The sequence below is a fragment of the Frigoribacterium sp. CG_9.8 genome (genome assembly GCF_015751965.1).
GTDB lineage: Bacteria > Actinomycetota > Actinomycetes > Actinomycetales > Microbacteriaceae > Lacisediminihabitans.
On sequence record NZ_JADOVH010000003.1, the window covers coordinates 292397 to 316558 of the forward strand.

The following is a 24162-nucleotide window of genomic DNA, read 5'->3' on the forward strand; positions in this document are numbered from 1 at the left end:
ATTACTTGTCCTCCTTAAGCCTCCATCCCGTGTCCCTAGGCCCGAAGTGCCAACACGAAGGGCAACACGGCGGGGGTGCCGGCCCGCCGCAGTTCGCGTCCCGCCACCGTGAGCGTCCAGCGGCTATCTGCCAGGTCGTCGACCAGCAACACCGGACCCGATGTCAGATCGAAGCCAGCTGCCGGATCGCGACCCGCAGTCAGGATGAGATCCGCCGCGCCGAACCGCTGCCAGACGCCGGCGAGTCGATACGCACTATTGCCGCCCGGGTCTCCCAAGGGCCCTCCGCCGATCAAGTCGAGCGCACCGAAGTAGGGGAGCTTGCCAACCGCGGCGATGCCTTCGGCCACAGAAGCAATGAGCAGCGGATGGCGTCGCGAGGGCATGCTCACCACTGCGACTGGGCGCTCCTGCCAGCTCCAGTCCGCGAGCACCCGCACGCAGGCAGAGATCAGTGCCGGACTCGCCCGGGCGTCCAGCGAGTCGGGAGCAAACAGTTCGCGTAGAGTGCCACCCCACCCGAGGTCGGTCAGTCGCGCCAGCGCTCGGCCGGGCTCGGTGCGCTCGGCGATCGGGATATTGCCGCGAACATCGATCCCCAGCCGATCCATGCCACGCGGCCACTGTGCCCGCGGCTCCACCGCAACACCGACTCGATCGAGCGATGCTGCAGCCGCTGCAGTGGCGTCCACCCCTATCTCCGTGGCAAACCATGTGCCCGCACAGCGATCACAACGACCGCATGGCATCGCCGTGTCATCGTCGAGCGCCCGTTGCAGAAACTCCATGCGGCATCCAGAAGTCGTTTCGTAGTCGAGCATCGATTGCTGCTCCGCTGCCCGCGCGGCGGAGATGCGCTCGTACCGTTCGGCGTCGTAAGTCCACGGAACACCGGTGGCGATCCAACCGCCGGACACGCGCCGCACTGCACCGTCAACATCCAGCACCTTGAGCAGCAGTTCGAGGGGAGTGCGCCGAAGGTCCACTCGCGCCTCGATTGCCGCCGTCGACAGCGCCGAGCTGCCCAGTGCGTCAATCACCGCAAGTGCTTTTTGCTCCACCGGCATCGACGATGTCGCAAAATAGTGCCAGATCGCTTCGTCCTCGGTGCCCGGCAAAAGCAGAACATCCGCGTTTTCCGTTGCGCGGCCCGCGCGACCGACCTGCTGATAATAGGCGACCGGCGATGAGGGCGCACCAAGATGGAGCACGAAGCCAAGGTCGGGCTTGTCAAAGCCCATCCCGAGTGCGCTGGTCGCAACCAGAGCCTTCACGTCGTTGGACTTGAGTCGCTGCTCGAGCTGCTCACGCTCGGCGGTATCGGTGCGCCCGGTGTAGGCATGAACCTCATGGCCGGCGTCACGCAGCAGACGAGCAGTGTCCTCGGCCGCCGAAACGGTGAGGGCGTAGATGATGCCGCTTCCGGGGAGGTCTGACAGGTGGCTCAGCACCCAGGCGAGGCGGGCTTTCGAATCCGGCAGTCTCAGTACTCCGAGTCGAAGGGATGCCCGGGCCAGCGGGCCGCGGATGGTAACGACTTCCGACCCGGTCGGTCCAGCTGCCCCGGGCGAGTTGGATACTCCGGGAGCCCCGCCCGCGCCACCGAGCTGCTCGGCAACATCCGCCACCACTCGACTGTTGGCCGTAGCCGTGGTGGCGAGTACGGGGATTCCGTGCGGCAGTTGTGCAATGAGTTCGCGCAGTCGGCGGTAGTCGGGACGAAAGTCGTGTCCCCAGTCCGAAATGCAGTGGGCTTCGTCCACCACAAGAAGTCCGGCCCGCGCCAGCAGAGTGGGAAGCTGATCGTCTCGGAACGAGGGATTATTCAGTCGTTCGGGAGACACAAGCAGTACATCGACCTCGTCAGATCGCAGCTTGTCGAGCACCTCCCCCCACTCGTGCGCGTTAGCGGAATTTATGGCGACCGCGCGCACCCCGGCGCGAGTTGCGGCAGCCACCTGGTCACGCATCAGCGCCAGCAGTGGGGAAACCAGGATCGTGGGCCCGGCTCCCCGCTGTCGGAGAAGAAGTGTCGCAACAAAGTAGACGGCCGATTTACCCCAGCCGGTGCGCTGCACCACCAGTGCCCTCCGACGGTGTTCGACCAGAGTCTCGATCGCTTCGAACTGACCCTCGTGAAACTCGGCATCCTCCCGGCCGACGAGAGAGCGCAGGATGGCGAGGGCGGGGGAGTGGCTGTCGGTCATCTCCCCAGCTTGTCATCAGCGCCGCGACAGCGTGCTGATGCGACCGTCGATGCGAGCATTCCGATGGTGAATCCACTGTGGTGGAGGAGAAGCCGGTCCACTCCTCCACCGGGCACTCCTGACCGTCGTTTGTCCCGGAAGCGCTGGGCTACCGGAGATCGACGGCGCAAAAGCGTCATCCTGTGGCAATGAAACCCCATTATGACGACACCGTCACCCAGCCCCTCACGAGCGACAACCTCATTGAAGCGAGGGTTTCCGCTCTGGTCGGCCGTGCCTGCCGACGGCAGATCTGGTTCCTGTTTCTCGACAGTGAGAACATTCAGTTGCCACTGATCATGCCGGTTGCCGATCTGCCCGCGCTCCCGGATGCGGCAGTGACACGACTGGCCGACAACGTCGCCTTTGGGGTCGGACATCTGAATGCCCGAGCGGTGATCATCGTGCTTGAACGATATGCCGGGACACAGTTCAGTACCGCCGACACCGCCTGGGCCCGCGCGCTGGATAAGGGATTTGCTGCGGCTGGTTTGCCAGTGCGTGCCGTGCTTGTCAGCCACAGCCGCGGGGTGCGCTGGTTTGCCGCGGATGACTATCGCTGGGACTCCACTGGCACGGCAGACAAGATCGGCACAGACAAGACCAGCACAGACAAGATCAACACTGACGGGGACTAGGCACACGTCTCACACACGGCGCATTCTGGAGGCACTCACGTGATGCGCTCCCTCCGGGTTCATGCCTGTCTGGGCAGTACACCTAGCCGATGGGCAGGGAGGACTCGATGAGCGCGACGATCTCCGGGGAGTCCGGCTGCATTGTCGGGCGGAACCGATGCACCGCACCATCCCGGGTGATGACGAACTTCTCGAAGTTCCACTTCACCTTGCCTGCTTTGCCGGAGGAGTCGGGAGCTTTGGTCAGTTCGGCGTACAGCGGATGCGCGTTCTTGCCATTGACCTTGACCTTCTCGAACATGGGAAAAGTGATGCCCCAGGTCGTCGAGCAGTATTCCTTGATTGCGTCATCAGTGCTCAGCTCCTGCAGGAACTGATTGCTGGGGAACCCGAGAACGCTGAATCCGCGGTCTCCATAGGTCTTCTGCATTTCCTCGAGCTTTTTGTACTGCGGCGCGAGCCCGCAGCGGGATGCCACGTTCACGATGAGGAACACCTTGTCACCAAGATCAGCCAGCGATGTCGACTTTCCATCGATTGTGGTGAGCGGAATGGTTTCGAGTGGGCTGGTTTCGTGTGGGGTGGTTTCGTGTGGACTGTCGCTGATGGTCATGATTACGCAATCTATCTCCCGAAACCGGGTGTTCCCAGCGAGCGAGCCCGGGTACCGATAAGTGTCGAAACGGGCCATGTCCACTCCAACGTGTTGTGCCGGCAGAACGTCTTCACGTCGATCCCAGCCAGCCTTCGCTACTGTCGTAGGGTGATGCGCCGTTCCTTGGCATTCCGGCATCCCTACAAAACACGCCCGCAGCGAACCGTGAATCCCAGCGAACCGACAATCCCAGCGAAAGCGAGTCATGCCCGACAGTCCGATCTCTGCCAGCCCCTACGAGGTGCTTGGCGTGAGCGCACTGGCGAGCCAAGATGACCTGCGACGTGCCTATCGCCGGTTGATGCGCGAAACGCATCCCGACACCGGCGGTAACGCCGCACGATTCAATGCCGTGCAGGTGGCATGGGAGCGGATCGGCGACCCGGACGATCGCGCGGCATACGACCGCGGGCGGCCCATGCTGAAAAGCGACGATTCTCCATTCACCTGGGCACCACAACCACGACCCAAACAGGCGGACACCCGCCCCCGCGCCCGCTCTTATGGACATCCGGGAGGCTGGAGACGGGAGCGTTATCTCGTGTTGATGCGCGAATGGGTGGGCCGGGGTGAGTCCCTCGACGATCCCTACGACCCTGCCCTGGTGAGATCAGCACCGATACACTTGCGCCACCTGCTCGCGGATGCCCTCGCCGAGGAAGCGACCGCCCGAACACTCGCCGCGCTGGGGATCGGATTCACGGTCTGGCACGACGTGAGTACCGGCCCTCCGGAGGAGAAAATCGACCATGTGGTACTCGGTCCGACCGGGCTGTTTGCGATCCTCTCCGAAGACTATGACGAGCCAGTGCGCAGCCGTCGCGGCGAGTTGCTTGGCAAGCCGCTCGGCGAGGCGCGCCCCATGCACGACCTCTCAGTGCGCGCCAAGATCGTGTCCCGTGCCGCCCGGGTGAAGTTCACCGCGCTGCTCATCGTGTTGCCGGATGACGCTCTCGATGAACCCTTCACCGTGCTCGGTACCGCCAGAGGAGCAACGACGGTGATCACGCGTCAGTCGACGCTCCCGGCACTGCTGCGCGACGGCGTGCCCGGGGCAAAAGTGATCGGCGGCAACGCGCTATTCGACGTGCGCACACGGCTCCAGGCTGGCATCCGCTTCGTCTGATGTCCAAGGCACCTCTGTAACAAGCCCTCGCAACAAGCCCCGGTAACCAGCCACCTCAACCCGCCACCGTAACCAGCCACCTCAACCCGCCACCGTAACCAGCCACCTCAACCCGCCACCGTGATGAGCAGCTGCGATGAGCAGCCGATCTGATTCCCGCCGCGACCCGGTGTCGTGGGTCCGCCCCATACTGGGCTTAGTTCACCACCACGACCCACGATGAGGATGCTGCATGTTCCTGCTCAGCGACCGCACCGTCGTGCACTCGGCCTCTGACCTCAGCGCTGCGGCCAGTTGCGAATGGGCCGTGATGCGCAAACTCGACTCCCGCCTCGAGCGTATCCAAGCCCCGCCGGCAACAACCGACGACATGCTGGAGCGGGCCGCGCGTCTCGGTGACCGGCACGAGGAACGATTCCTCGAATGGCTGCGGACTCGGATGCGCGTGGTCGAGATACCGCGCCCCGAACGTTCGAGCGATCCAGCCGCGGTGGTCGAGCTCACCACCACAGCTCTCCAGAGCGAAGCGCCGGCGGTCTACCAGGCCGCGTTCTTCGATGGCAGATTTCTCGGCTACGCGGACTTCATCATCCGAAATCCCGACGGACTGTACGAGGTCTACGACACCAAGTTGGCCCGCCACGCCAAAATCACCGCACTGTTGCAACTCGCGGCCTATGCCGAGCAATTGCAGAAGCTCGGTATACCGACTGCGGCACGCGTGTGCCTGATTCTCGGGGATGACAGCGTGAGCGAACACCGTCTCGCAGACATCCTTCCGGTATACCGACGCCGTCGCACCCGCCTGCAGCAGCTGGTCGATGACCGAGTTGCAGACTCGAAACCGACGGCGTGGGGGGACACTCGCTATGCCGCGTGCGGGCGCTGTGCTGTGTGTGAGGAACAGGTGCAGCTGCACCATGACGTGCTGCTGGTGGCCGGACTGCGAGTGACCCAGCGCGCGCGCCTGCTCGACGCGGGGATCAGCACCATTGAGCAGCTGGCCGTGTCGACCGGGCCAGTGATCGGGCTCTCCGAATCGACGCTCACGGCACTCCGCGAGCAAGCCAGCATGCAGACGGCCATGCCGACCGCAATACCGACACCCGAGCACACCACCGATCCCACCACCGGGCACACTTCTCCGGGGCTGGCGTGGCGAGTCGTCGCTCCGGCAGCCCTCGGTGCTATCCCCGCTTCCGATCCGGGGGACATCTTCTTCGACTTCGAGGGTGATCCGCTGCACCAGGAGGGCACAGCGTGGGGCCTCGACTATCTCTTCGGGCTCGTCGAAGCGGACTTGACCTTCCGCTCGTTTTGGGCACATGACCTGACGCAGGAGAGACAGGCTCTTGTCGATTTTCTCGACTACGTGGGGGAGCGTCGGCGTGCGTATCCGGGTATGCACATCTACCACTACGCCTCCTACGAACGCACCCATCTGCTGAGTATCGCCGCGAGACACGGGGTGGGCGAAGAGGCCGTCGACGACCTGTTGCGCAACGGCGTGCTCATCGACCTCTATCCGATCGTTAAACAGTCGCTTCGGGTGGGCAGCCGCAGTTACTCGCTCAAAAAGCTTGAACCGCTGTACATGGGGGACCGCGCACGAACCGGCGTCACGAACGCGGCCGATTCCATCACCGAATACGTGCGTTCCCGGGATCTTTTCGACGAGGGGCAGGCGGATGACGCGGCCCAGGTCCTCGCCGAAATCGCCACCTATAACGAGTATGACTGCGTCTCTACCCTCGCCTTGCGTGACTGGCTTCTTGAGCGCGCCGCAGAGAACTCGGTGCGGGCGGTAGGCCGGGACGCACTCGTGCTCGACGTGCCGCTCACCGAACCGGATCCGGTCTATGTCGAGCTTGCAGCACTCGTGGCGGATTTCCCGGCGGGCGAGCGCACCGCCGATCACACGGCCATCGCCCTTGCCAGCGCCGCGATTGACTACCACCGTCGCGAGGGCAAGAGCTTCTGGTGGGATCATTTCGCCCGACTTGCAGCCCCCGTTGAAGACTGGGCCGATACGCGCAATGTGTTTGTTGTGGAGAGCGCAGAGGTAATTCGGCAGTGGGGCATCACGGGGAATGCGCGCACCGAGTCGCGCGAGCTGAGACTCACCGGAACCGCTGCCCCTGGGAGCTCCTTCAGCGCATCCGATACTCCTTGGCTGGTGTACGACCCACCATTTCCGCCGATCGACGCCGGGTGCGATCCCGGCGCTCGCGTCGCCCATTGCCGTACCGGCATCGTTGTGTGCGACGACGGGTCACTGTTGCTCACCGAGCGCCTCAAGGCAACGGCGTCGACCTATGATCAGCTCCCGCTCGCCCTCGCTCCGAGCTCTCCGCCGAATCCGGGCACCCAGGTCACCGCCATTTCCGAGTGGGGACGGGCCGTGCTCGACGCCTATCCGCAGTTGATGCCCAACGCGGCCCTCGATGTTCTTCGCCGAATACCGCCACGTGGGCTGCGCGACGCTGTCAGCGGTTCCGGTGGAACCATCGCAGAGCGGATGCGGGACGCCCTCCTCAGCCTCGATCACTCTTACCTCGCTGTGCAGGGGCCGCCAGGTACTGGCAAGACCTGGAATGGCGCTCGGGTCATCGCCGACCTCGTGCAGAACCACGGTTGGCGCGTCGGGGTGGTCGCGCAGTCCCATGCGACAGTGGAGAACATGCTCGCCGCGGTGGTCGCTGCGGGGCTGGATCCCTCCCGGGTCGGCAAGAAACCGCGGCCGGGCAGCGACTCAGAGCCGAAGACCTGGACGGCACTCACCGACCGGTCACTCGGAGAATTCACTGCGCAACCGGGATTCGTGGTCGGCGGCACCGCCTGGCTGTTCAGTAACGAGGGTCGAGTACCGCGCGGATCCCTTGACCTGCTGGTGATCGACGAAGCCGGACAGTTCTCTCTTGCCGCCACGATCGCATCATCCGTTGCCGCGACGCGCCTGCTGTTGCTCGGTGACCCCCAGCAACTGCCGCAGGTGAGCCAGGGCACGCATCCGGAGCCAGTGGATGTCTCAGCTCTTGGTTGGCTCAGTGACGGCCACGACGTGCTGCCGCCCGAGTTCGGCTTCTTCCTCGATGTCAGCCACCGCATGCACCCCGCGTTGTGTGCGCCGGTTTCAGAGCTGTCCTATGAGGGTCGCCTGCGCTCGCATCCGTCGGATCGCGATCTCGATGGGGTCGCGCCTGGGCTGCATTCGGTTTCCGTGATCGCTCACGGCAACTCCACGACCTCGGTTGAGGAGGCGACTGCCGTGCTTGCGATCGTGCGCGACGTGGTGGGGCGAGCCTGGACATCCGAAGGCAAAACAAGCGGACTTGCCCCTAATAACGTGATCGTCGTCGCGCCGTACAACGCGCAGGTTCAGCTGTTGCGCGAGACCCTCGACGCCGCGGGCTTCGGGGGAATTCCGGTCGGTACCGTTGACCGTTTTCAGGGCAAAGAGGCCGCAGTCGCAATAGTTTCGCTCGCGGCATCCTCCGCGGCAGACGTACCGCGCGGGATGGAGTTCCTTCTTCTTGCCAACCGACTCACTGTGGCAATCTCCCGGGCACAGTGGGCGGCATGGCTGGTGTACTCGCCCGGGATCACCGAAACGTTACCCACGAGCATTGCAGCGCTTGCCCAGCTGAGTGCGTTCATCCGCCTCGTGGAGCCCGACGCGCTGGCAAACCCTCTCCTGCTAAATCGGTTGACGCGTCTCAATCCCGATGGTCGGGACGGTCCTTGACGTCCTCGGGGATTTCCGAATCGGTGTACTCGCCATCCTCACCCTCGCTGATGGGGGTGTGCGATCCATCCGTGAATTCTTCATCCGTGAACTTGCCTTCGGTCTCTGGACCGCCGCCGGTGTTCTCTTTGTTGCCAGACATGATTACTCCGTGTTCGTATGTTCGTATGTTCGTGTGTTCGTGGGCCAAATGTTTTCATCGAGCAGTAGTCGACGAAACCCACTCCTAGCTTCGGGCAAAGCTCCTGTGATTGCTACCCCGGGCTCCCTCGCTGATCGCTTTTCGCAGATTGAGTACTGTTCGAGTGCTTTCACAGGCACTGGGTGACGCCAGCGCACCGCGAGCGGCCTAGGCTTTTATGGGGCGTTCCGATAGGAGCGCCGAACAGGCCAGACGAGCGGGATCCCAGTGATCAGAGTCATCAGCTATAATCTTCGCAAGAATCACGCCAGCGGCGAGCTCGGTGAACTCGTGGGCCGATTCGCTCCTGACGTTCTGTGCTTGCAGGAGTGCGACACAACGGATCTGCCGGTCGATGTCGGCCAGCTTCGCCTTGCTGACTCCACCAAGCGCAACCGGCTCGGACTCGCCGTTTACTACCGCACAGACCGGTTCAGCGCCCTCGAGACTCAGGCCTTTTCACTGAAAAAGTCTCTGCACGACATGGTGCTCAAGCCCGCCCACGAGCGTCTGATCGGCACCAGGCTGGTTGACCACGAGACCGATCATGAGATCGTGGTTGCGTCATTCCACGCCGCACCGCTGACCGCGCGCAATTCGCTGCGTCGGGAGCAGATCCGCGCCGCCCACGAATTACTGCTCACTCTCGGACACGGTCTGCCGACCCTTATGGTCGGCGACTACAACTACCCTTTGTTCACCACGACCCTCACCCAGCGGGTGAACGAGTCGGGCTACGACCTGACTCTCAGCGACCGCAGCACCTACACACGCTATAAATTTTTCCGCGGTCACTTCGACTTCGCAACATCTGTCGGTCTGGGGATCGACAACGTCGAAACCCTCGATCGCGGAGCGTCTGACCACATGCCGATAATGGTCAGCGCGTCATACCGCGAGAACGCGGTCGCGTCGCGATGACTTGACACCGGCAAGGACATACGGTCGATCCGTGCTGGCGAACGGGAGCTAGGGCTTCCAGACCATCAGCACAACCACAGCGACCAGGAGCAGGCTCGCGAGACCGGATGCGCCAGCGATCACGCTGTAGCCGGCGGGACGTGCAGCCATGATTATGCCCTCGGCGCCAGTTGATTCCGTAACGGCATCCGCAACCCTTTTCATCGACGGCACCGTGATGAAGAGGTTGATTGCCACTGCGATCACGTAGAGCACGATTGAGCCGACAATCCACCCGGTCGACAAGGTCACATTGTTTTGTGGATCAGCAACTTCGATGAGTATGAAGCCGGATGCCAAGACTACGAGCGAGAGCAGGGTGAAAGTGGATGTCGCCCGCGCGAGGGCCTGCACCTGGGCACCGTTGCGTGCGCGGGCGGCACGCATAGCGGTCATCGGCAGGATGGCCATAGGACCGACGATGAAGACGGCAGCGATCACGTGCAGAGCAGCAAACAGGATTTCCAAGATGACCTTTCGACAGTTTTGTCAACGGCGTCAGTCCGCGCGGTTCGTGAACCAGCGATCAGGATGCCAATCACTACATGCCCACCGAATGCCCACCACATGCCCACTCCACCGGCATGCACCAAATCGGCACTCGCGACACCGGCAGCCCATTGCCTGACCGCCAACCCGGCGCGGCACCATCATTGATCCGAGTGGTTCTCTCCGGCATTTCCAGCAAACGAGGGCAAACCGCACACCCACGTCAACAATGAATGGGTGCGTTCAGCATGATGGATTAGTCCGGCTTCACTGGGGACTTAAGGCCCGGTGATGTTCCGAGCCATCCTGATTGCCGGCCCTCCGGTGACAGCCCTGGATAACAATCTCCGGTGACTCGCGTCGAGCACAGAAATCGAGTACAGACGTCGAGCACAGTCGTCGAGCACAGTCCCCGAACACAGGTCCGACGTCAAGTCCCGTGGAAATACCCCCGAGGTCAGGCGACGAGACCAGGCTCTGCGGACGGCGGCTGTATGCTTCCCAATTCCGCCGCGACTGACACGATGAGCTCTGCGCAGATTCGAAGGTGCTCTTCGGACATGTCCTTCGTGGCAACACCGAGGGAGACTTCGAATTCGAGGTAAAGCTCCTCCATCAGTTGATTCGCCGCGGGGGTCAGCTCCAGAAAGAGGCTGCGCCGGTCGCTGGGGTGGTCGACTCGATGCATGAGTTTCGCCTTGACCAGGCGGGTCGAAATCGCTGTGACGGCACCGGTGGTCATCTCCATCGACTCAGCGAGTTGCTTGGGAGTGAGGCTTCCAGCCTCGGCAACACGTGCCATTGCGCGCAGTTCGCTTCCGGTGATCCCGGCTTGGATCGCAATACGGTGGCGGTTACTGTCGAGTGCCCGCATCAGGATGAGCGTTGCGGCCGGAAAGCCGTTGAGAGTGTGTGCTGCCCCGAACTTTTCGTACACAGAATCCCCTTATTCATCTGCCTGGTAAGCCGAGTTACCCGCCCGGCCTGCGTATAAATTGATCTTGAGAATGCTCTCACATGTTACTTCTTAAATGCCTCAGCGTTTGTTCCCGGAATCCTCCACGGTTCCTGTGTAGTCCCAGGGCTGCAATTGGTAGGTAAGCCGATGACTGATTCGCACCGGTGATGCACAAAATGAAAAGAGCTGGAGGCCATCCCGACGGCCCCCAGCCGCGCTTTTTATGGCGCATGTCAATTATTACAGAATAGTTTGATGATTGCGATTCTTTACTATCAAGGTAATTTCTCAACGGTTTTTTGGTGTTTGCTTCGTCGTCATCGTGATTGCGCAAATGCGGCACGGAGACCGGTTGTTGCGGTGAGCGAACCATCCCAAGCAACGGTGAGCACGTCTACCGACCAGCGTTCCACGACCGATGCGAGAGTCGTCGGGCCGCCCGCGATGAGCACATCACCGCCCGCGTTCATGCACCAGTGGTGAAATCCGCTACCCTGCAGTGCATCGGCCGCAGCCTGCATCGCCCGTGCCTTCACTGTGCCGTTCAGATCGATGACTCCATCCGTACGGTGAGGTGTGAATGCGCCGTCGGTAGCGTCTCGCCAACGGAGGGCACTCGCATACATCGACCTTAATTCGACGCTGGAGTCGGTGAGCACCAATTGCCCCGCTGCGATCCGGGAGAACTCAAAGCCTGGTTGGTAGAGGCTGAAACGCTCGTCGAAAGTGCGGAAGCGTGACTCGACCACCGCCACGGCATCCGCCGAGGTGGGCAAGTCAGGAAGGGTAAGAGAAACCATCGTGCCCATCGCCTCGAAGAGGTGTGTGCCCACGCGCTCAGATAACGGCCTGGTCGAGCGCGGACTGCAGCGAGGTGAGGTAGGCATCGCTGGTGTAGGTCGCACCGCTGACGCTCGATACGATGAAGCTGCCGCTTGCCGAATCAGCCGGAGCATCGGGCGTTGCAGCCTCCGCTGCAGCAGAGGAAGACGGGGAGGCGGCAGTGCCCGTGCTCGTGCTTGTACTCGCGCCCGTGTTCTCGCCGATCGAGCTGGCCACCGTCGCATGCGTTACGGCAGCCAGGCCTGCCTGCCAGCCGACGATGAGGATAGCTACGGAGGCGAATATGCCACTGAGTGCTGCGCGTATTCTCACCAGTCGAACCGTTCTGTGTGGAGCTGATGCTCGGGGATTCCGGCTGTGCGAGCGTCATGCTCGACCAGGTCAAGCCATGAGGTCGGTCCACAAATATAGAGGTCGGAGTTCTTCAGATCGGGAAATATGCTTCTCAACGTCACACCTCGAGAGGCGTCAGCCTGCGGCATCCACCCCGGGCATCCTCGAGAAACGCCCGCACCGGGGTGATGCCGATACCGGCGACCATGATGGCGAGCTTGGGGGCCGTTCGTGCGGTATCCGTGAACACGCCGTACGGACCCTCGAGCGACACACGGGTGCCCGGCCGCACCGCGCTGATCGCACTACTGCCGATGCCGAGTTGGCGCACGGTGATCCGCGCGGCGTCCTCAGTGGGCACCGATGACAGAGAGTGGACACCGATGACAGGGAGATCGGGTGTGAGTGCCACCAGGTGCGAGCGGTCCAGAAACGCCAGATGAAGAATTGGCCGCCAGAGATATCGAGCGAGCGCAGGTTACGCCCGGAAAAGTGGATCGACACCACGCCGCGGGCCACGTTCTCGACCCGGCTGACGCGCACGCGATGTCGGATGGTGGAGACCAACGGTTCGATGAATCGGTAGGTAGTGATCGACCCGAAGGCGAGTACATACAGAGCGATCCAGTAGACCCTCTCGACACTTCCCGCCGAGAGGATGCCGCCGACGCTCAACTGGTGTGGAACTGCGAAGAGCACGGCAACGTAGCTCAGCAGGTGTACGAGGTGCCAGCCTTCGTAGCTGAATTTGCGGCGCACGGCCACAAGAGAAGTGATCACCACGCCGAGCGAGCGGTGCACAGCGATCGCGCGGTCGTGGCCGACGGTGCGGTCGATGCTGGGGATGCGTGCAGCGAGCTTGATCATCACGAGAATGAAGTCGGTACCGATGAGGCCGGCGACGATTCCGATGCTGGTGACGGCATCCGCAACAGAGCCGAACTTTGCCGATCCACCGGTGGCAAGAAAGAGAGCCGCTGCAGCGGCACCGACAGCCCAGAGGCACGTGACCAGGTGATCTGCTATGCGCTTACCGTGAATGGGATACCGCCAACGTGTGAGTTCTCACATCTGGGGAATGGCGACCAGCTCGGTCACGGAGGAATCGGAATCTGCGTCGGCCAGAGCCTGGTCTGAGGCTTCGACGATCGACACGACCTGGGCGTACCCCGCTGCGAGGGCAACTGCGAAGATCACGGCAGCGATCACCGGGTTCCCGATGGTGATCCACGCCCGAATGGGGAGCCGTTGAAGCACAGACCGCTCCTGTGAGCCTCGAGAGAATAGCCCGACCCGCGCCGCGTCACGATAGCGAGAACTGCTTCACACTGAGCGGGCTGTTGCCGATCGCGGCCCACGAGGATTCGTGTGAGGCCGCCCCGCTGGGGGCTAGACAATGCCGGTGGTGCCGAGCAACGCGCCGATCGTGAAGGTCGCAACGAGCGCGAGAGCACCTCCGATGACGACGCGTGCCGCCGCACGGGCCCGACCCGCACCGCCGATGTGGGCGCTGATCAGTCCGGTGGCGGCGAGGGCGAGCAGCACGACCGCGAAGGTCACGGGAACGCGAAACTGCTCGGGCGGCAGCAGTATCGCGAGCAACGGGATGACGCCACCGGCAAGGAAGGCCGCCGCGGAAGCAAAGGTGGCGTGCCACGGACTGACCACGTCGTTCTGGTCGATGTTGAGCTCAATCGAGAGGTGGGCGGCGAGAGCGTCGTGTGCGGTCAGCTCCGTCGCGACGGTCAGTGCCGTCTCTCGACTCAGTCCCTTCGCCTGGTACATGCCAGCGAGTTCGGCGAGCTCCTCATCCGGTGTCTCCTCCAGCTCGCGTCGCTCCTTCTCGATCAGAGCGTGCTCACTGTCGCGTTGGCCGCTCACCGAGACGTATTCGCCGAGGGCCATCGAAATTGCCCCTCCGACTAGGGCGGCAAGTGCGGCGGTGAGAATGGGAGCGGTGGCGGTGGTGGCACCAGCGACACCGACGGCGATCGCGGCGACGGAGACGATGCCGTCGTTTGCGCCGAGCACTCCGGCTCGAAGCCAGTTGAGCTTCTGCGCAACGCCGCCCATATGCGGTTCGTTCGCTTGCTGATTGGGGGCGGTCTGGTAGGTCATTTGCCTATCAAACCCCCTTTGTGACGGGATTTCCACGAAGGAAAGGCTCTCCTATGCCCGCAGGTGCATAGACCTCTCACGGCGCAGTCGAATCGCCCGATAGGCCACCCCGAGAGCGAGTATTCCGACCCCGGTTGCGACAGCCGTGAGGGGGAGCGTGACCACGAGGGCGATACATCCCACCACTCCGAGCACCGGGATGATCCGCGGATATCGTCGCTGGTGCGCCCCCTGGCTGAGTGCCGCCAGGTTCGCCACCAGATAGTAGAGCAACACTCCGAACGAGGAAAAACCGATTGCGCCGCGCACGTCGGCAATGAGGATGATCAGGCACACCATCACCGCGAGTGTCACCTCCGCGCGGTGGGGAACTCCGAATCGCGGATGTACCGCGGCAAGCCGGCGCGGCAGGTCACCCTCCCGCGCCATCGCGAGAGTCGTGCGACCGACGCCAGCGATGAGCCCGAGCAGCGCACCGAGGCATGCTGCGGCCGCCCCAACGGTTACCAGCGGGCCAGCCCAGCTCCATCCGCTCGCCTGCACAACCGCGCCAAGAGGAGCCATCGATACGCCAAGTGCCGCACTGCCGAGACTGCCGAGAAGCACCACTGCGATGGTTGCGTAGATCATCACGGTGAGCGAGAGTGCGATCACGATAGCCCGCGGGATCGTTCGGGCGGGGTTCTGCACTTCTTCGCCCATTGTGGCGATGCGGGCGTAACCGGCGAAGGCGAAGAAGAGCAGTCCGGCGGACTGCAGCACCCCGTACCATCCGCGCCCAGTGAGGTCTGCGAATGGGTCGATGCCCAGCCGGGCAACGGATGTTCCCGCGGCGACAACCACTACAAGCACCGCCAGCACGATCACCACGAGGATGCGGATGAGCATGGCAGTGCGCGTGACACCCCGGTAATTGACCGCCACCAGTACGATGACAGCGGCGATCGCGGCCGGCTTACCCCAGGCCGCTGGCACCGCGTAGGCGGCAAAAGTGAGTGCCATCGCCGCGCAGCTTGCGGTCTTGCCGACGACGAAACTCCAGCCGGCGAGAAAGCCCCACCACTCACCGAGCTGCTCCCGGCCGTAGACATAGGTGCCACCGGAGGTGGGGTAGGCCGCGGCGAGCTGGGCGGAGGAGGTGGCATTGCAGAACGCCACAATCGCGGCGATGACGAGGCCGACGAGCAGGCCGGCGCCCGCGGCCTGAGCAGCGGGCGCGAGGGCGGCAAAAATTCCCGCCCCGATCATCGAACCGAGTCCGATGAATACGGCACCGCCGAGACCCAGACTGCGGGCGAGCGCAGGTGCAGCCTCGGGAAAAGGCATGGCGGAGGACTCAGCGGAAGAATCGGCGGAGGGCACACGCGCACTGTACGACATCCGCGTAAACGGGTGGGCCGGGTTGCGGGCAGCGTTGTCGGCGCATGGCGAGCAGGGATCCGGGCTGGCCATGATCTAATCGAGAGCAGGTCGCCGATTGTGTGCGCGCGCAGGATGAAGGTTGGGATGGAGGCGGGAATGACGCCATTCGTCACGATCATCGCAGTGGCGCTGCTCGCCGCCATCACTCTCATCGTGGTGATCGCTCTGCGGCTCGAGCATCCCTGGCTGCAGCCCTTGGCGGTTCTGCGTGCGGCAGTGCAGTTGGGCATCCTGAGCGTGATCCTCGGCGGAGTGATCAGTAATATCTGGCTAGTAGCGGCATTCCTCGCCGTGATGGTGATGGCGGCAACCTGGGTTGTGTACCGACGGTTGGGGGTTGCACCGCACTATCTGCTGCCTATCGTCGCGACCGTGGTTGCAGCATCCGCTGTTCCTCTTGCGGTGGTATTCGCCACCGGTGCCATCGCGGGCAGTCCGCGATACCTGCTCGCGCTCGGCGGCATCGTGATCGGCAACACGATGACGGTGTGCACACTGATGGGTCGCTCACTCGGATCGCTCTACCTCTCCCAACGTGACGAAATTGAAGCCTGGCTCTCGGTCGGCGCGACACCGCGTCGGTCAGCGCTTCGAGCGGTGCGCTCGGCGGCGTCACTCGCTCTCATTCCATCGACCGACCAGACTCGAACCACCGGAATCGTCACCCTTCCCGGTGCCTTTGTCGGTGCGGTGTTCGCCGGAGCATCACCGATTCAAGCTGCCCAGTTCCAGATCGTCGTGCTCGCTGCGGTGCTCGCGGCAGGAGCGCTCTCGGCCGCAACTTTTACCGCGGTCTTCGGCGCACCCGAAGTGCTGCCGCTCGAGGAGCGCGCGCTCGGCGAACGCCGCACTCCCTCGCTATCGCGCGCTTCTGGTCGACCTCACGCTCCTGGTCGACCGCACGCTCCTGATCGACCGCACGCTCCTGGTCGACCTCAAACACCCGGTCAAATCGGGTCTTAGGTCCCTTGTCTCTGACAACCGCACGGCGTCAACTGGAATTATGCAACCACTGAGTGACTCCGCAGCACCCCCGCAATCACCGCGCCGGGTCGGGCACATCATCGTGGGGGTGGACGGATCCAAGGCATCCCTCCGCGCCCTCGCCAAGGCGGCCACTCTCGCCGACGCGCTGAACACCGAACTGCGAATCCTCACCACCTGGAAGTTCTTCGCCGACTACAACGGCATCGGCGGCACCGATTGGTCACCAGAGAACGACGCCAGAGAAATTTTGGATGATGCGAGTCACCGACAGTTCGGAGACTCGCTGCCGCACTGGGTGACGACCGGCTCAGTCGAGGGAAGCCCAGCACAGCGACTTATCGACGCGAGCGAGGGGGCGGAGATGATCGTGCTCGGCAGCCGAGGCCACGGAGGGGTGATGGGCCTTCTGCTCGGATCGGTGAGTTCAGCCTGCGCGGAGAAGGCGCACTGCCCGGTGCTCGTGGTCCACTGAATGCTTGTGGTCCACTGAATGCTTGTGGCCTGCTGAACGAACGCATGTGCGGCCGCGCACGCGTGCCTAACCCAGCCGCACGCGTTGAGTGACCAGATCGTCAGGCACCGGAAGGTGCGAGATCACAATGACGGTGCGCGAATCCTCGCCGCGTAGGTCGGTTGCGGCGGACAGGATGTCACGCATCAGCCCGGAGGCACGCTCAGGATCCACGTTGGCAGTCGGCTCGTCAAACACGATCACCGGAAAGTCGGCGAGCAGGGCGCGAGCGAGAGCGAGCCGCTGAGCCTGACCGCCGGAAACCAGCGCACCATCGTCGCCGACGCGAGCGGATAGCCCGCCGCGTTCGCGCATCCATTCGGCTAGGCCGACCCGGTGGAGCACCGTGACCAGCTCCTTATCGGTGGCCGAATCATGGGCGAATAGAAGATTTTGGCGGATGTCCTCGTCGAAGAGATACGGCGTCTGCTCGCAGAGTCCCACGATGCTGCGAACGGCATCGGCCGAAAGCTCTCGCGCTTCGACTCCGCCGATGCGGTAGCTGCCGCTGTAGTCGAGAAATCGCACGAGCACATGGGCGAGGGTGGTCTTACCCGATCCCGATGCGCCTTCGACGACAACACGTTCGCCACGCTGGATACTGAGGTCGAGTCCGCTGAACGCCGGGTCAGATTCACCCGGCCAGCGTGCACCGAGTGCCCTGAGCTGCAGCATCGGCGACGCTGCTGCGTGAGCAGCCTGTGCTGCCACCAGTGGACGTGCCGACGATGCTGACGATGCTTCTGGAGTTTCGACGGGGATTTCCACCGGTAGGCTCGCCGGCGTTGCTTTCGCCACTCGGCGCGCACTGGCACGCACCTGCCGGAACGCCCCGAGTGCCACGGGGGCGCTCGCAACAACCTCGAATACAACAAGCGGAATCAGCGCGATCACCGCAAGCGCGGGGCCCTCCAGCCCGTGTTCGAGCGCCGGAATGCCCACCAACAGTGCGGCGACGCAGGCCAGTGTCGCCAGCGCGGAAAGAATCGCGGATGACGCCCCAACGCCCCCGGCCTTCGCGAGCGTCGCGAGGCGCACGCGCTGGTCGGCGTGCGTGACCGCGTCAGCCCGCTGAGAACTGGCGTCGTAGGCCACGAACAGATCGAGGTTCGACACGTAATCGAGCAGCCGGTCGGAGAGCTCGCCGCGCAAGGGAGCGATCGATCGCTCTGCGCGTGCGGCGATAACGGTCTGAACGAGAGTGGCTGCACCGAAAGCGAGAATGAGCGCGCCAGCGAGAGTGACACCGGCGGAGGGAAGCACGATAGCTACCCCGATCACACTGAGGATGGCGGTCAGCAGCGTCACCACCAGCGGTTGAATCACGCGAAGAGGAAGATTCTGCAACTCATCCACATCATTCACCAGCCGGGTCAGCAGGTCACCGCGCCCGGTGCCTGACGCCTCACCCCGAAGACCGTCGGGGGCCAGTGGCACGAGTCGACGGTAAATACCGACTCGTACCGCAGAGAGTTGCCGGAACGCCGCATCATGACTGCAGAGGCGCTCCACATAGCGCGATGCGGCCCGCAGCAAAGCGAATGCGCGCACCCCCACGATGGCCGCACCGAGAAAGAGAATGGGCGGTTGCTCGGCTGCCCGCGTGATGAGCCAGGCCGAGGTAGCGAGTAGTCCGACCGAACTGAGGGCGGAGACCAGGCCAAAAAATACCCCGGGCACAAATTGGCGAACCGCAGGCTGGGCGAGCCGCAGCACAGCCACCGTCGGGGAATCACCACGCAGCCGAGAATCAGACATGGACGGCGACTCCCAGTTCGATGAGATCGTCAGCGGCGGCAATGACCGCGGGGCGATGGCTGACGATGAGCACGGTGTAACCAGCGTCGGCAAGAGTGCGCATTCCTCGCAATAACTCTGCCTCGGCGTGACAATCGAGGGCGGCGCTCGGCTCATCGAATACGAGTACCGGGCAGTACCTGGTCAGACCGCGATAGATCGCCCTGGCCACTGAGACGCGTTCAGCCTGCCCGCCGGAGAGTCCGCTGCCGGTGACGGTCACTCTGGACTGCGGATCGAGCTGGGGGAGGGCGGCGAGCGCCAGCGCGCCGCGCACCAGCGCCGCATCCGGCTCTCCGTCTCCGAGAGCGACATTCTCGGCGATCGTCCCCTCGAGCAGTGCACTGCTCTGGCCGGCCCAGGCCGTAAGCGCCCGCCGATCGAGGGTGCCGCAGCTCCGATCCGAACCGATGGCACCGGCGACTTCGATCTGACCGTCGAATGGCACAAAACCGAGAAGAGCGGCAACCAGGGAGGATTTGCCCGATCCGCTTGGGCCAGCGATCACCGTGATCCGCCCGGCACGGATGACCGCAGAGAACCGATCGACGGCAACTCTGGCGTCATAGTGAACGCTCACTCGCGCGAAGCGCAGGTCGCGCGCCTGGAGCGTACGCGCTGTGCCAACCGTCCTCGGGGGTTCGGGTGCCACGCAGTGCGCCGCATCGAGGATCTCGAAGACGTCCTCGGCGGCAGCAATCCCGTCTGCGGCCGCGTGATAGTTGGTGCCGACCTGACGAAGCGGCAGAAACGCCTCGGGTGTGAGCAGCAGAACGAAGAGGCCGACAGCCAGGCCAAGGCTGCCGTCGATCAGCCGCAGGCCGACGGATACCGCCACCAGCGCCACCGAGAGGCTGCCAATCAGCTCGAGGGCGAAGCCACTCACAAACGACAGACGGAGTACCTTCATCGTCTCGACACGGTAGTCCTCGGTCAGTGCGGCGATCCGCGTGGCCTGCCGGTGTTGGCGCCCGAAGATCTTGAGGGTGGCGAGCCCGCTGACCACATCGAGGAAACTGCGAGACAGTTGGGCGAGCACCACCCACTGTCGTCGCTGTACTGACTGGGTGGCGAGTCCGATGAGAATCATGAAGACCGGTATCAGCGGCAGCGCAATGACCACGAGGATGCCGCTCATCACGTCCTGCAGGAAGATCGCGGTGATCACCAGCGGCGTCGCGATTGCGGTGAGAATGAGCTGGGGGAGAAAAAGGGAGAAATAGCCGTCGAGGGCATCAAGGCCCGGTCCGGCCGTTGTGACGACATCCACCCGGTTGCGTGTGCTCAGCCAACCGGGGCCGAGCCGGGCGAGCCCGATCATGAGTTTTCCGCGCAGTTGGCTCTTCACCGTGGCGGCTCCCCGGGCCGACGCGACATCCATCGCCAGGAGTGTGCCGGCGCGCAGGATGCCAGTGCCAGCGAGCAGGAGGATGCCCGGAAACAACTCGAAGAGCGACTGCCCGGCGATTGCGCCGACGATGGCCTGCGACAGTAGCCAGCAGAACGCGAGAGTCGCCGCCGTGCGCACGATCCCCAGCACAACGCCAACGCAGAAGAAGGTGCGGGCGGCCGCCGCATAGCGCAGCAGCCGTGGATCAAGTGGACGCATCGGTTCAGCCGCCGAGCACGGGTGCCGACGCCGAGGGGGAGTCGCTGCGCGGCTGCGTGTCTTCGGGCATCGAGGCGCGGGTGATGCGTTTGCGGAACACCCAGTAGGTATAGGCCTGGTAGGCGAGCACGAATGGCAGCACCGCGACAGCGACCCAACTCATCACCGAGAGCGTGTACGGCGTGCTCGACGCATTCGCGATGGTGAGGCTGTTCGCCACATCATTGCTCGCGGGCATCACATCGGGAAAGAGCGCGGCGAAGAGACTCGCGACGGCAACGGCGATTGTGCCGGCCATCAGGGAAAACGCATACCGCTCACGACCGCGCAGGTTAGCGAAGAACGACGCGATCAGGAGCACGGCCGCCAGGATTGCCAACGGCCACGATGCGACCTGGCCGTTGGCGAGGTTGGTCCAGAGCAGGAAGACCGCCGCGACGATGATCGTGAGTGCACCAGAGCGCACGGCGAGCTTCCGGGCGCGCAGGCGCAGGTCTCCATCCGTTTTCAGGGAGATGAACACCACCCCGTGGGTGAAGAACAGCAGGAGCGTCGTGAGACCGCCGAGCAGAGCGTAGGGGTTCAGCAGGTCGAACAGCGTGCCCGTGTAGTTGTGGCCGGAGTCGAGCGCGACCCCCTGCACGATATTTGCGAAGGCGACACCCCAGAGCAGTGCTGGCACGACCGATCCGACGACGATCATGCCGTCAAACCATTTCTTCCAGCGCGACTCAGGACGGTGATGGCGGTACTCGAACGAAACACCACGAGCGATCAGAGCGAGCAAGATGAGCAGCAATGCAAGGTAGAACCCGCTGAACAGGGTGGCGTACCACTCCGGAAAAGCGGCGAACAGCGAGGCTCCGGCCACGATCAGCCAGGTCTCGTTCATGTCCCAGACCGGACCGATCGTGTTGATCATGACGCGGCGATCGATGTCATCCCTCCCGAGAAATGGCAGCGCCATCCCGACCCCAAAATCGAAGCCATCGAGCACGAAGTAGCCGATGAAGAAGAAGCCGACGATCCAGAACCATAAAATATTGAGATCCATTTTTTGCTCCTAGTAGACGGTCACGGTTGCGGTGGGGGCCTCGGACGCGTCGCTCAGAGGCGCACCCTCCGGTCCCTTCTGGGCGGCTCGTTTGAGGAGTCGGAATTCGACCACCGCAAGGATTCCGTAGATCAGGGTGAAGGCGACGATCGAGATCAGCACGTCGAGACCGGTGAGGTTGGGCGAGACGCCGTCGCTGGTCTTCAGCAGGCTGAAGACGATCCAGGGTTGGCGGCCCATTTCGGTGAAGATCCAGCCGACGATCATGGCGGCGAGAGGCAGCGGGAATGCCCAGACCGCGATGCGCCAGACCCACGCGTTCTTCGGCAGGCGGCCCTTGCGCATCAGCCAGAGGCCGACCGCGGAGAGCAGCACCGAGAGCATACCGAGTCCGATCATCCAACGGAACGACCAGTAGGTGGCCCAGACGACCGGCGCATAGTTGCCCGGGCCGTACAGGGTGCGGTACTGGGCCTGCAGGTCGTTGATGCCCTCGACGGTGCCGGTCAGTGTGTGGGTCGAGAGGAACGACAACAGGTAGGGGATGCGGATCGAGAACAGCTCGTTCACCCCGTCCGGTGTGCCGAGAGTGAAGATCGAGAACGACGCATCTGATCCACTGACAGTGTTGTAGGCGGCTTCCGCTGCCGCCATTTTCATCGGCTGCGTCTGCACCATCACCAGGCCGAGCTGGTCACCCGTGAGCACGGTCAGGATGCCCGCGCCGATCATCGTCCACATCGCGAAGATGATCGCCGGTCGCATGGTGTCGAGATTCTGCTGGCGGGCGAGGTGCCAGGCGGCGATGCAGATCACGAGTGCTGCGGAGACCATGAACGACGCGGTGATCGTATGAGGGAACGACGCGAGCGACACTTTATTGGTGAGCACCGCCCAGATGTCGGTGAGCTCAGCCCGACCGCGAGCCTCGTTGATGCGGAAGCCGACCGGGTTTTGCATGAACGCGTTCGCGGCAAGGATGAAGTAGGCCGACAGGATGGTGCCCGCTGCCGTGACCCAGATGGTGGCGAGATGCACGCCCTTGGGCAGTTTGTCCCATCCGAAGATCCACAGGCCGATGAACGTGGCTTCGAGGAAGAAGGCGAGCAAGCCCTCCATGGCCAGTGGAGCGCCGAACACGTCGCCGACGAATCGCGAGTACGTCGACCAGTTCATACCGAACTGGAACTCCTGCACGATGCCGGTCACCACCCCCATTGCAAAGTTGATCAAGAAGATCTTCCCGAAGAACTGGGTGAGCTGCAGATACTTGACCTTCGCCGTGCGGTACCACGCCGTCTGGAACACCGCCGTGGTGGTGGCCATGCCGATCGTGATGGGGATGAACAGGAAGTGGTAAATCGTGGTCAGTCCGAACTGCCACTGGGATAAAACGAGAGGGCTGAGGATGTCGTTCACTCTGATCTCCGGATCGGGTGTTTGAGGGCTGCGAGGGTGGCGTCGGCAACGGTGGCGTCGGCATCGGTGGCGTCGGCAACGGTGGCGTCGGCAACGCTGGCTCCGTGCACGACGAGAGTGGGTCCGGCGATATTGAGCAACACGTCATGGCTGACCGGGCCGAGAGCGGACTGTGCCGCACCGTGTCGACGCGAACTGCCGATGACGAGCAGCTCGGCTGACATCCCGGCGTCGACGAGCGCCTCAGCCGCCGGACGCCGCAGAGTACGGGTGCGCACGAGAAGGTCGTCGCCCGCGCTGCGGGCAAGGTGGACGGACTGGGACCCGAGTGTTTCCGCGGCACGCCGTGCGCGCGCATCGGCGGCGGCAGCATCCTCTCCGTCCCCGTCGGCATGTGAACTCCAGGCGCGAAGCAGGATGAGTTCTGACTGCCCGCGGTGTGCCTCGGTCGCTGCGAAACGCACGGCGGCTCGACCGGCTTCGGAGTCATCGATACCGGCGACGATTCCGTGTCGCTCGGTGGTCGATCCCTCGGGGATCACGGCCACCGGGCACCATGCCGTGGCAGCGAGCTGGAGACCGCGGGAGCCGAAGGCCTGGCCGTGCAGAAAACCGGTCTTGTTCGTGCCGACCACCACGAGATCCACCTCTCGAGAGGCAACCCCCAGTTCGACCATCGGATCGCCAAACAACACCCTGGTCTCAACGGACACAGTGGGATCGATCGAGCGGGCGACGATCGAATCCTTCTCGAGAAGCGCGTAGGCCACGGGATGAAGTTCAGCGAGCGATTGCTGACCGACCATGCCCCACTCGTCGTCGATCACATGGACGAGCACGATGCGGGAGTGCAGGGATGCCGCACGCAGCACCGCCCAACTGATCGCCGCTCGGCACGCCGAAGTCCCGTCTACACCGACCAGGATCGTTCCACCCATCAGAGTTCCCCGTTTTCTATCACCACCAGCATGGAGCGGCACTCACCTACCCAACGGGTCTAAAGTCCCGCCAACGCGGGGCTCCTCACCCGGCGACGCGCTACGCTGAGAATCGTCGGTGCACGTGCCGAAT

At 63.5% G+C, this 24162-nt stretch carries 22 protein-coding genes; 6 read left to right on the forward strand and 16 right to left on the reverse strand.

The features are described from left to right. Window positions 1-35: 35 nt before the first annotated feature. Window positions 36-2207, reverse strand: a complete 2172-nt coding sequence (locus IWX88_RS09080) for an ATP-dependent DNA helicase RecQ (RefSeq protein ID WP_196829471.1) — start codon at window positions 2205-2207, stop codon at window positions 36-38. Window positions 2208-2389: 182 nt separating this feature from the next. Here IWX88_RS09080 and IWX88_RS09085 point away from each other — a divergent pair, with 182 nt between their 5' ends. Next, window positions 2390-2884: a hypothetical protein gene (locus IWX88_RS09085; RefSeq protein ID WP_196829473.1), complete on the forward strand. Its 495-nt coding sequence runs from the start codon at window positions 2390-2392 to the stop codon at window positions 2882-2884. 82 nt (window positions 2885-2966) lie between these two features. Here the strand turns inward: IWX88_RS09085 and IWX88_RS09090 are convergent, their stop codons facing one another. Then, window positions 2967-3497 (reverse strand): glutathione peroxidase, encoded by a 531-nt coding sequence (locus tag IWX88_RS09090; protein ID WP_196829475.1) that lies wholly within the window; start codon window positions 3495-3497, stop codon window positions 2967-2969. 247 nt (window positions 3498-3744) lie between these two features. Between IWX88_RS09090 and IWX88_RS09095 the strand changes: the two genes are divergently transcribed. Together IWX88_RS09095 and IWX88_RS09100 are read left to right on the forward strand one after the other, a co-directional pair. Further along, a complete protein-coding gene (locus IWX88_RS09095) occupies window positions 3745-4665 on the forward strand; it encodes a DnaJ domain-containing protein (protein ID WP_196829477.1) in 921 nt (306 codons plus the stop codon). 232 nt (window positions 4666-4897) lie between these two features. Beyond that, on the forward strand, window positions 4898-8410 hold the full coding sequence (locus IWX88_RS09100; RefSeq protein ID WP_196829480.1) for a bifunctional RecB family nuclease/DEAD/DEAH box helicase: 3513 nt from the start codon (window positions 4898-4900) through the stop codon (window positions 8408-8410). Here the strand turns inward: IWX88_RS09100 and IWX88_RS09105 are convergent. Next, on the reverse strand, window positions 8382-8552 hold the full coding sequence (locus IWX88_RS09105) for a hypothetical protein (RefSeq protein ID WP_196829482.1): 171 nt from the start codon (window positions 8550-8552) through the stop codon (window positions 8382-8384). The genes IWX88_RS09100 and IWX88_RS09105 overlap by 29 nt on opposite strands. A gap of 270 nt (window positions 8553-8822) precedes the next feature. Between IWX88_RS09105 and IWX88_RS09110 the strand changes: the two genes are divergently transcribed. Next, window positions 8823-9512 (forward strand): endonuclease/exonuclease/phosphatase family protein, encoded by a 690-nt coding sequence (locus tag IWX88_RS09110; protein WP_196829625.1) that lies wholly within the window; start codon window positions 8823-8825, stop codon window positions 9510-9512. A 48-nt stretch (window positions 9513-9560) separates the two neighbouring features. On the opposite strand, the gene IWX88_RS09115 is transcribed toward IWX88_RS09110, so the two are convergent. The 8 genes from IWX88_RS09115 to IWX88_RS09150 all read right to left on the reverse strand — a co-directional run bounded on the left by IWX88_RS09115 (window position 9561) and on the right by IWX88_RS09150 (window position 15618). Beyond that, window positions 9561-10019 (reverse strand): DUF2269 family protein, encoded by a 459-nt coding sequence (locus tag IWX88_RS09115; protein ID WP_196829484.1) that lies wholly within the window; start codon window positions 10017-10019, stop codon window positions 9561-9563. 478 nt (window positions 10020-10497) lie between these two features. Further along, entirely contained in the window at window positions 10498-10977 is a 480-nt protein-coding gene (locus tag IWX88_RS09120; protein WP_196829486.1) for a MarR family transcriptional regulator, read from the reverse strand. Window positions 10978-11315: 338 nt separating this feature from the next. Beyond that, complete coding sequence (locus tag IWX88_RS09125; protein WP_370568276.1) at window positions 11316-11831, reverse strand: FAD:protein FMN transferase; 516 nt, start codon at window positions 11829-11831, stop codon at window positions 11316-11318. 4 nt (window positions 11832-11835) lie between these two features. After that, window positions 11836-12153, reverse strand: a complete 318-nt coding sequence (locus IWX88_RS09130) for a hypothetical protein (protein WP_370568277.1) — start codon at window positions 12151-12153, stop codon at window positions 11836-11838. 139 nt (window positions 12154-12292) lie between these two features. Beyond that, a complete protein-coding gene (locus tag IWX88_RS09135; protein ID WP_196829488.1) occupies window positions 12293-12535 on the reverse strand; it encodes a hypothetical protein in 243 nt (80 codons plus the stop codon). A gap of 704 nt (window positions 12536-13239) precedes the next feature. Continuing rightward, on the reverse strand, window positions 13240-13431 hold the full coding sequence (locus tag IWX88_RS13895; protein WP_231369054.1) for a hypothetical protein: 192 nt from the start codon (window positions 13429-13431) through the stop codon (window positions 13240-13242). 132 nt (window positions 13432-13563) lie between these two features. After that, entirely contained in the window at window positions 13564-14292 is a 729-nt protein-coding gene (locus IWX88_RS09145; RefSeq protein ID WP_196829492.1) for a VIT family protein, read from the reverse strand. Between the two features lie 51 nt (window positions 14293-14343). Then, on the reverse strand, window positions 14344-15618 hold the full coding sequence (locus IWX88_RS09150; RefSeq protein WP_196829631.1) for an APC family permease: 1275 nt from the start codon (window positions 15616-15618) through the stop codon (window positions 14344-14346). A 192-nt stretch (window positions 15619-15810) separates the two neighbouring features. On the opposite strand from IWX88_RS09150, the gene IWX88_RS09155 reads away from it, so the two are divergent. Both IWX88_RS09155 and IWX88_RS09160 read left to right on the forward strand, forming a co-directional pair. Then, complete coding sequence (locus IWX88_RS09155) at window positions 15811-16677, forward strand: ABC transporter permease (RefSeq protein ID WP_231369055.1); 867 nt, start codon at window positions 15811-15813, stop codon at window positions 16675-16677. A 40-nt stretch (window positions 16678-16717) separates the two neighbouring features. Next, a complete protein-coding gene (locus IWX88_RS09160) occupies window positions 16718-17173 on the forward strand; it encodes a universal stress protein (protein ID WP_196829496.1) in 456 nt (151 codons plus the stop codon). 66 nt (window positions 17174-17239) lie between these two features. On the opposite strand, the gene cydC is transcribed toward IWX88_RS09160, so the two are convergent. From cydC to IWX88_RS09185, 5 genes are read right to left on the reverse strand one after another with little or no spacing between them, the layout of a single operon-like run. Further along, window positions 17240-18970: a thiol reductant ABC exporter subunit CydC gene (cydC, locus tag IWX88_RS09165; protein WP_196829498.1), complete on the reverse strand. Its 1731-nt coding sequence runs from the start codon at window positions 18968-18970 to the stop codon at window positions 17240-17242. Continuing rightward, window positions 18963-20618, reverse strand: coding sequence for a thiol reductant ABC exporter subunit CydD (gene cydD / locus IWX88_RS09170; protein ID WP_196829500.1), 1656 nt, complete (start codon window positions 20616-20618; stop codon window positions 18963-18965). The genes cydC and cydD overlap by 8 nt, the downstream gene beginning before the upstream one ends. Window positions 20619-20622: 4 nt before the next feature. After that, window positions 20623-21672: a cytochrome d ubiquinol oxidase subunit II gene (cydB, locus tag IWX88_RS09175; RefSeq protein WP_196829502.1), complete on the reverse strand. Its 1050-nt coding sequence runs from the start codon at window positions 21670-21672 to the stop codon at window positions 20623-20625. Between the two features lie 9 nt (window positions 21673-21681). Further along, window positions 21682-23091, reverse strand: a complete 1410-nt coding sequence (locus tag IWX88_RS09180; protein WP_196829504.1) for a cytochrome ubiquinol oxidase subunit I — start codon at window positions 23089-23091, stop codon at window positions 21682-21684. After that, window positions 23088-24029 carry a universal stress protein gene (locus tag IWX88_RS09185; RefSeq protein ID WP_196829506.1) on the reverse strand — a complete coding sequence of 314 codons (942 nt, stop codon included), beginning with the start codon at window positions 24027-24029 and terminating at the stop codon, window positions 23088-23090. The genes IWX88_RS09180 and IWX88_RS09185 overlap by 4 nt, the downstream gene beginning before the upstream one ends. Window positions 24030-24162: the final 133 nt, after the last annotated feature.

What these genes read in the sequence shown, in the direction of transcription:
- IWX88_RS09155 (WP_231369055.1), top strand. Translation starts at nt 15,811, where the DNA reads ATGACGCCATTCGTCACGATCATCGCAGTGGCGCTGCTCGCCGCCATC.
- cydB (WP_196829502.1), bottom strand. Translation starts at nt 21,672, where the DNA reads ATGGATCTCAATATTTTATGGTTCTGGATCGTCGGCTTCTTCTTCATC.
- IWX88_RS09105 (WP_196829482.1), bottom strand. Translation starts at nt 8,552, where the DNA reads ATGTCTGGCAACAAAGAGAACACCGGCGGCGGTCCAGAGACCGAAGGC.
- cydC (WP_196829498.1), bottom strand. Translation starts at nt 18,970, where the DNA reads ATGTCTGATTCTCGGCTGCGTGGTGATTCCCCGACGGTGGCTGTGCTG.
- IWX88_RS09080 (WP_196829471.1), bottom strand. Translation starts at nt 2,207, where the DNA reads ATGACCGACAGCCACTCCCCCGCCCTCGCCATCCTGCGCTCTCTCGTC.
- IWX88_RS09185 (WP_196829506.1), bottom strand. Translation starts at nt 24,029, where the DNA reads ATGGGTGGAACGATCCTGGTCGGTGTAGACGGGACTTCGGCGTGCCGA.
- IWX88_RS09090 (WP_196829475.1), bottom strand. Translation starts at nt 3,497, where the DNA reads ATGACCATCAGCGACAGTCCACACGAAACCACCCCACACGAAACCAGC.
- IWX88_RS09095 (WP_196829477.1), top strand. Translation starts at nt 3,745, where the DNA reads ATGCCCGACAGTCCGATCTCTGCCAGCCCCTACGAGGTGCTTGGCGTG.
- IWX88_RS09150 (WP_196829631.1), bottom strand. Translation starts at nt 15,618, where the DNA reads ATGCCTTTTCCCGAGGCTGCACCTGCGCTCGCCCGCAGTCTGGGTCTC.
- IWX88_RS09160 (WP_196829496.1), top strand. Translation starts at nt 16,718, where the DNA reads ATGCAACCACTGAGTGACTCCGCAGCACCCCCGCAATCACCGCGCCGG.
- cydD (WP_196829500.1), bottom strand. Translation starts at nt 20,618, where the DNA reads ATGCGTCCACTTGATCCACGGCTGCTGCGCTATGCGGCGGCCGCCCGC.
- IWX88_RS09100 (WP_196829480.1), top strand. Translation starts at nt 4,898, where the DNA reads ATGTTCCTGCTCAGCGACCGCACCGTCGTGCACTCGGCCTCTGACCTC.
- IWX88_RS09145 (WP_196829492.1), bottom strand. Translation starts at nt 14,292, where the DNA reads ATGACCTACCAGACCGCCCCCAATCAGCAAGCGAACGAACCGCATATG.